Origin of the sequence: Acidithiobacillus sp. HP-2 (assembly GCF_015100155.1) — a bacterium.
Classification (GTDB): Bacteria; Pseudomonadota; Gammaproteobacteria; order Acidithiobacillales; family Acidithiobacillaceae; genus Acidithiobacillus.
In genome coordinates this window covers 22,173-29,546 of sequence record NZ_JACKZA010000027.1, presented here as the reverse complement: position 1 = coordinate 29,546, position 7,374 = coordinate 22,173, and the positions used below count along the sequence as shown (strand labels likewise).

Below are 7,374 nucleotides of genomic sequence, written 5' to 3'. Positions count from 1 at the left end.
CTTTCAGGCCCTTCTGCCGACCTTGCGGCAGATCGGCACCAAATTCATAGAGCAAGCCCCGGATCTGATTCACCTGCATCGTCCGGACCTTGATGAGTTGCTCCCGGATACGGTGGAGCGACAGGACGAATTGCTGCTCTTCACTCTTGACCGCCACAAAGCGCATATCGGGACGCTGTACGGTTTCCCAGATGGCTGCCGCATCCGCTGCATCGTTTTTGTTGGTCTTCACGAAAGGGCGCACAAATTGTGCTGCTACCAGATGGACCTCATGACCGAGATTGCGTAATTCCCGGCCCCAATAATGCGCACTCCCACAGGCTTCCATGGCCACGATGCCCGGTTGCCGATTGGCGAAAAACTCCAGAAGTGACCGACGCTTCATCTGTTTGCGATGAATCTCACCGGTCTCCATGTCTACCCAGTGCAGCTGCATGACCCTTTTTGCCAAATCCAGTCCATAAGTTGTAACCTGCATGACGAGTCCTCCTTGTCCTTACCGTGGATAAATTTCCACCTTGGCACCTTGATGCCGTCCGGATCAAGCGGGGACTCCCTTCTGAAGCGCCCCGCTGCCGGTCCTGTAGGGGGAGGCATCCATTACATCTCTGCAACCAGGCAGACCTACCCCGAGGGGAGAAGAGCGCCGACAGCGGGAAGACGGCGATGCAGGACGCGCACCGCATGGATGAAGGACAGATCCTGCGCGGCCTGACCGGTTTGCGCTGCGGCTTCGGTCATCAGGTGGCGGATAGCTGCATGGACCAACAGGAGTGCATAGAACTCCTGCTCCACTAACTCCGGTCGCTTGCTGCGCAGTACGACCCTGCGCTCTGCCAGATGGGTCTTGAGCTCATCGAAACTGGATTCGATGGTCCAGCGCTGGTGATACAGGGCGGCCAATTCCAGGGCGGGCGCCTCAATGGGGTCCAACCAACTGGTGATCAGGCGGTAAACCGGCTCAGCATCGGGGATGCCCTTCAAGGTATATTCGATAACCCGCACCCGGATGCCATGGCGCTGTTTTTTTCGGTCTGCAGAACTGGGGTAAATGGTGCTGAGATACGACCCGTCGGGCAGGGCTTCTTCTCGGGGCAATTGCACGACGCTACTCAGTCGAAACAGCAGACGGGCACCCGTGGCGAGGGAGTGCTTCCAGAAAGCGTAGCCATAAAACCCTCGGTCGGCGGTCACCAGCATGCTGGAATCCGCATGCGCCATGACTGACAAGGCCAGATCTCGCTCCCCCTGGTCGTACGGACCCGGTTCTGCATAGCACAAGGTGTGCGTCCCACATTCGGCCATGGCGACAAAACGGAGCTTGGGAAAAGCCGACGCACCCCGAGAAGAAGGGGGGTAGCCATAGCACTCCGCATTGGCGGCTTCATCCGGCATGTCCAGGGTGGAGCCGTCAATGGCCATAATCCGTAGGCCGCGATAGAACAGGCCGGGCATCTCTGCCGGGCCATGCGGTTGGACCTGCTCTTGATACAACGCCTTCAGCGGACCCGCACCGACACGGCCGCGTGCCTGGGAGATGGCCCCCTTGCTGACGGTGGCCTGCGTCAAGCCCTCCTCTCCGAGTAGGGGCCGTAACCGCTCAATCACCAAACGGAGAACCTCCTCGTAGGCGACGTTGGCATAGAGGACCATCGCCAGGACAAAATAAATCAGGACGTCGTGGGGCAACCCCCGACGGCGCTGACTTCCAAGCCTTGTTGCACCAAGGTCTCCCGAACTTTTCCGATGGGACAGCGCATCGCCAGATAGCCCACCGTCAGATAATCGGCCAGACGAGCGCCCACAGGTAATTGTGCTTTGGTACGTGCCATTGCCATGTCTCCCCAGAAACAAAACATGGCGGTTATTCTGACAGAAAATTATCTATCTAAACGGTATTACATTTAAGTGTCATAATAGAGTCAAAATTCATCCGCCAGAAGGATTATTTGTACTTGTCCAGTGTGTAAACAAAGCTATAACAACCAGATAAAAAGGCAAAATCATGGCGAGAATAGGAATATGGAAAAGAAAAATGGAAAATAAAATCGCGCCTACCAGATAAGCAAAGAGCGCAGCTAGCTGTTGCCTCCAGGCAAAGGGAAAGGCACTTTTTCTACGAAAGTTTTCAGTAAAGGTAATGACAATGCTGGTTAAGGTATTCGTGAACACAACAGAGGGCACTCCGGCGACATTAATCAATCTTGCAGCCACACTTTGCAACCCCATGCTCAGCGCAGACGCCATAATCAGGACATAGAGCCATGCACCATTATAAGGAAATCCTGCATTAAGCCATGTCACCGCATAAATTACCAGAAAAGCGGCTTCTAAACAGAGCAATATGCGTAATGCGTGCAAGTGTTCTTTCCAGAGAGTCCCGAGTATAATTCCAGCTATAAACCCCAGAAGAGCTGCAAGAGAATGGGTAGACGAAAGCAGGTGCCCCTCACCCACGGCAATGCCAAATAGTGCCAGATTACCGGTCATAGCCGATGTAAAGACCATATGAAATTTGAGAAAGGCAACGATGTCTGCTCCTCCGGAAGTTGCCGAGAGCAGATGTATAGTCCAATCGGCTTTTCCCAAACGTTGGGGTGCGGATGATTGCATAGTCATAAGCACAGAGCCATTTCGATATCCTCTTAGTTTGTTATTCTTAGAGTTTATATTTTTGTGCGTTGTAGATCAGTATAGTTCACAGAAATCTTATTATTAAAAATATTTTTTTGTAGAATTTAAAAACCACACCTATAACACAATTCAAGCTATTTTGTTTTACAGAAAAAAAAGGATACATATAATAATATAGCCCAACAGAAAATGACTAACAGATATTTTTTAATGCCTTTATAAGATTGATTGAATCAGTCGTTGCGCCGAACATACCCCCTTGCATATTAATCATGCTTATCGCTGCATCATGATGATTCTTCTCAGTTGCAGCACAACAATCTTTAAGTAAAAGGCATTCAAATCCTCTATCATTTGCTTCTCTCATCGTTGTATGAACGCAAACATCTGTTGTTATGCCAGCCAATATGAGGTGTGAGATTCCCTGTGTTCGAAGGATATGTTCTAGATCTGTAGCATAAAAGCTTCCTTTACCTGGTTTATCTATAATTATTTCTCCGTTAATAGGAGCCAATTCTGGAATAATGTTCCATCCTTGTTCTCCTCTAACAAGAATTCTTCCGCATGGACCGTGCTCTCCAATACCTGGACAAACGTTTTTACTTCTCCAGAATTTGTTTTTTGGCAAATCTACTAATTCTGGCCTATGGCCTTCACGTGTATGAAAAACAAGAATATCACCAACTTCTCTGATTGTTTCCAACGTTCTTCTTATTGGATTAATTACTGCCCTAGTTAGCTCTATATCGTAACCCATTGAATCAATATAACCTCCTTTACCACAAAAATCAAATTGCATATCAATTATTATAAATCCTACATTTTTTTTATCTACATATCCATCAAACGGCCAAACATATGGATCTGCTGTAACAGTAAGCTTAGTCTTCATCATTCTAACTCCTATGCCATGCTGTTTTTAAGAGAATTTTTTCTTATCTTTTTAGAAGCAAAGTAAATTATTATTAATGAAACAAAGAAAGACGCAACCGGCACAGGTATAATTGTACCTAATAATGTAAAGTTAACAATAAATCCAGAAATCCAACCTATTATTAACGCTATCCATGGATATTTATGCCATTTTTTATTTCCATCTAAGAATGATTGGCCGCTATGCTTATTATAAATTCCAGTATAGTATGAAACAATAATTACAGCACCAATTGGCGGTACTAACACCCCTATAATTTTAAGCCAATCTATCAGCAAAGCCCATACTCCAGTGGCTGCGATTATAATTCCAAGTACACCTATTACTGAAGTTGTGAAAACATATCTTTTACCAAAAAGCTTTGAAAAACCAACACCACTGTTATATAAACAATGTGTTGCATTTGAACCTTGATTTATTGCGGCTACCAATACTGCAAAAGTAAGGGCACCGCCACCAGTTAAGATCATGTAACCTATTGGATTTGATGTCTGAAATGGTTTATCAAAAACCAATCCCTTATCTGACAATAATACTGTAAAAAGAACACCTGCAATCATTGCAACTCCAAATCCAATCGGAAAAGCTGAAAAAACTGAAATCCAGGAGGTTTTACGATCCTTAGCCCATCGATTAAAATCTGGGGCGAGGGTGCCGCTATCTGCGAATGAAGCTAGAACACCTGCAAGCACTTCTGAGAAGGTCATAGCCTTATCTCCAACATGCGCATGTACGATGTTTCCACTTGGATTGTGTGACATTATTATGATAAATGCGATAAGCATTAAAACAATAAAAAATGGTACTGATATACTAGAAATTAAATTCATACCTTTTATTCCGTACACTGTAATTAAAACAAATATTGCTCCTAAAAGTACTGAAATTGACCAATATGGTAGATGGAATGATGCAGCCATTATTTCTGCAGGCATAGCCGTATTAATTGTGAACCAACCTAATACCAATACTGATAATAATCCAGCTATTAGTTTATAACCTTCTCGTCCAAATATTGCTTCCGCTATTTGAGCAAAAGATCTGCCTTCCTTCCAGCCGATCTCGCCCAGCATACCAACATAAATGAACATTATTAAGCTTCCTAATATTATTGCTAATGCTGCAGTGCTAGGCGTTGAATTTATAGCAAAAACTGACCCAGTAATTGTTATTGCTAGTATAAATGGAAATCCTGCCCAGATCATGGATAACTTAAAAATACCTAGTTTATCATCTTGTTTTACCTTTCCTGATGTGTGCTCATTTATGTCCATGTTTAGCTCCAATGCAATTATTAACTTTTTTTATTATGCTTAAATTCAATTTTTTTACTAGTGTTTTTTTTGCATCATTAATCAAACAAAAACTCAACGGTTTATTCTGGATTATTCGTTCAATGTTTTGGTTTTTTTCAAGTCATTTGCGCGAATGACTTATCCTAAATATTTGTGGAGGCTTTGGTATGCGAAAGATCTGTACTGGATGTTTTAGGTCTATGTAGCAGTCAATGGTCGGATGAGTTATGGCACTTTTGTCAATACCTCACGACGTAACCGATGAATAGTGGTATCTCGGTAAAACCTAGCGATCATGTTCGGCCAGAATGCTCAAATGGGATTTGACTAATCATCTGTCGTGTAATGCACTTGATTGCCGCGACTATTGTGGAGGCTGGATTGTCTAGGGAAAACTACGTTCAATATTCATTCGATTGCAGTACCATTTACTCACAATATTATAAAAGAGAAGGTGGTCGATCAATAATTAGATTATTGTAAGCACCCGCAATAAGGTTAAATTGGATTAACCCACTGGATTTGTTAATCATCACCAGCCCATTGGTGATAGCCGCACCTAAATTCTTACTATTCAAGCCAGCACCGGGAGCAGAAGGATTGGTCTATGCGAATCCCATGGCGGATGCGACACCCTGGACATTCAACTCGCCCAATGGGCCAGCATTGAATTTGAGCGGCGGGGGAATGGAAAAACCATCCGCATGAGCCCGGCAAGAAATGGCTGATAAGACGCCGCCCATAATTAAAACGGATTTTTTCGAAAAAAACATGTTATTTCTCCTAGTAATAAAGTTCAACATATCGCTGATTTACATCCCACACTCAACATACCCATTAATTAGCTCAAGAACACTTCACAGGAACATCCTTTATACTTCCGACTGTTTTACACATATCATGACACTCCTTATCTAATGAACAGCATAAAGAACAGATAGGACCATCATGGGCTGGGCAACAAGCCATATCTTCTTTTTCATACTCAAATCCACAGGTCGTACAGTTAAGCACATCGTGGTGTGTGCCGGCGTGATAATGTGGATCTCTGGCAATGTAATATTTCCCTTTGGTCAGAATCGCAATAACAGGAGAAAGACTAAAAGCGAGGAAAAGTGCAATAAAGGCACTGAACGACTCTCCCCAGGGTCCAAATGTCCCAAAAAATGCAGCTACAGAAACAATGGAAGCAATCACCATCGCTCCGAAGCCTACCGGATTAAAGTTGTAGAGATGCGCTCTTTTGAATTCAATATACGATGGACTCAACTTCAGCAGTGGTTTGTTGATGACCAGATCAGCCACAATCGCACCAATCCAAGCTACAGCTACATTAGAGTAAAAACCAAGGATTGTGCCCAAAACAGAGAACATATTGCCTTCCATCAGCGCAAGAGCAATACCTACGTTCAGGAAGATATAAATCACACGTCCAGGATGGCGGTGCGTCAGGCGTGAAAAGAAATTCGACCAGGAAAGTGATCCGGAATAGGCATTTGTCACATTAATTTTGATTTGTGACATGAAAATAAAGATAGCGGCCAGAATCAACGCAACTGCCGGGAAGGCATAGCCAAAACCCGCAATGTACATATGAATGGGCTCATTGGCGTTCGCCAGTGGCGTACCATGGGTTGCGGCAATCGAAGAAAGAAAGGAACCCATGAGCTGCTTGGTTGCCCCCAAAATCACCCAACCTGGACCAGCAGCCAGGACGGCAAACCACCACTTCCATTTTTTTACCGGATTGATCTTAGGCATAAAGCGTAAATAATCAGCCTGCTCTCCAATCTGAGCAATCAATGAAAGTGCGATTCCGGCAGCACTCCCCCACAGCAGGGGATTGAATCCTGCACCACTGGGAGATTTGCCCGCAAATTGTACCCAAGAAGCGACGGTTTGGGGGTCCTTGATCAGAATGGCAGCAATAGGGATGACAAACAGCCCGATCCAAATGGGGTTCGTCCATTTCTGGACCACCGATAGCGCCGTCATTCCAAACAACACCAAAGGGATAATGATCAGAGAGGAGATAATGTAGGAGAGCGCTATGGGGATGCCTAAAAAGAGGGTAAATGCCTGAGACATCACCGAACCTTCAAGGGCAAAAAATATAAACGTAAATGAAGCATAAATAACGGAGGTGATGGTGGAACCCAAATACCCAAAACCGGCACCTCGGGTCAGCAGATCGACATCCACATTATATTTGGATGAATAATAGGCAATGGGTATTCCCGTGAGAAAAATAATCAGTGCAGCGGTTAAAATTCCCCATAGAGCATTGGTGAATCCATACTGAATAGCCAAAGAGCCGCCGATAGCGAGATCAGCCATATAGGCAATGCTACCCAAGGCAGCCATCGCCACGCCATACTCCGACCATTTACGAAATCCGGATGGTGCATAGCGCAGAGAATAATCTTCAAGAACAGGATTGTTGACCAACCCTCCAAAAATTCGTTTTGCCCGCGTTTCGGGACTTTTGCTTACTGTTGTTGCCATTTTGCT

At 44.9% G+C, this 7,374-nt stretch carries 8 protein-coding genes; all 8 read right to left on the bottom strand.

The features are described 5' to 3' along the window. Positions 1 to 478 (bottom strand): IS110 family transposase (locus tag H7F11_RS15425; protein WP_193658232.1); only part of this gene is annotated, 478 nt, incomplete at its 3' end. A gap of 146 nt (positions 479 to 624) precedes the next feature. Then, positions 625 to 1,689 carry an IS4 family transposase gene (locus tag H7F11_RS15420; RefSeq protein ID WP_227485570.1) on the bottom strand — a complete coding sequence of 355 codons (1,065 nt, stop codon included), beginning with the start codon at positions 1,687 to 1,689 and terminating at the stop codon, positions 625 to 627. Beyond that, a complete protein-coding gene (locus tag H7F11_RS16880; RefSeq protein WP_227485569.1) occupies positions 1,671 to 1,832 on the bottom strand; it encodes a hypothetical protein in 162 nt (53 codons plus the stop codon). Before H7F11_RS16880 ends, H7F11_RS15420 begins: the two co-directional genes overlap by 19 nt. Before the next feature lie 97 nt (positions 1,833 to 1,929). Then, a complete protein-coding gene (locus tag H7F11_RS15415) occupies positions 1,930 to 2,589 on the bottom strand; it encodes a YoaK family protein (protein WP_227485568.1) in 660 nt (219 codons plus the stop codon). 238 nt (positions 2,590 to 2,827) lie between these two features. Further along, positions 2,828 to 3,529 (bottom strand): cysteine hydrolase family protein, encoded by a 702-nt coding sequence (locus tag H7F11_RS15410; RefSeq protein WP_227485567.1) that lies wholly within the window; start codon positions 3,527 to 3,529, stop codon positions 2,828 to 2,830. Positions 3,530 to 3,537: 8 nt separating this feature from the next. Next, positions 3,538 to 4,842 (bottom strand): purine-cytosine permease family protein, encoded by a 1,305-nt coding sequence (locus H7F11_RS15405; protein ID WP_193651432.1) that lies wholly within the window; start codon positions 4,840 to 4,842, stop codon positions 3,538 to 3,540. 626 nt (positions 4,843 to 5,468) lie between these two features. After that, a complete protein-coding gene (locus H7F11_RS15400) occupies positions 5,469 to 5,636 on the bottom strand; it encodes a hypothetical protein (RefSeq protein ID WP_193651431.1) in 168 nt (55 codons plus the stop codon). Positions 5,637 to 5,709: 73 nt separating this feature from the next. Next, positions 5,710 to 7,368, bottom strand: a complete 1,659-nt coding sequence (locus tag H7F11_RS15395; RefSeq protein ID WP_193651430.1) for a purine-cytosine permease family protein — start codon at positions 7,366 to 7,368, stop codon at positions 5,710 to 5,712. Positions 7,369 to 7,374 lie beyond the last annotated feature (6 nt).

Excerpts from the sequence above, each read along its gene's own strand:
- H7F11_RS15400 (WP_193651431.1), bottom strand. The coding sequence starts at position 5,636 with ATGTTTTTTTCGAAAAAATCCGTTTTAATTATGGGCGGCGTCTTATCA.
- H7F11_RS15395 (WP_193651430.1), bottom strand. The coding sequence starts at position 7,368 with ATGGCAACAACAGTAAGCAAAAGTCCCGAAACGCGGGCAAAACGAATT.
- H7F11_RS15405 (WP_193651432.1), bottom strand. The coding sequence starts at position 4,842 with ATGGACATAAATGAGCACACATCAGGAAAGGTAAAACAAGATGATAAA.
- H7F11_RS16880 (WP_227485569.1), bottom strand. The coding sequence starts at position 1,832 with ATGGCACGTACCAAAGCACAATTACCTGTGGGCGCTCGTCTGGCCGAT.
- H7F11_RS15410 (WP_227485567.1), bottom strand. The coding sequence starts at position 3,529 with ATGATGAAGACTAAGCTTACTGTTACAGCAGATCCATATGTTTGGCCG.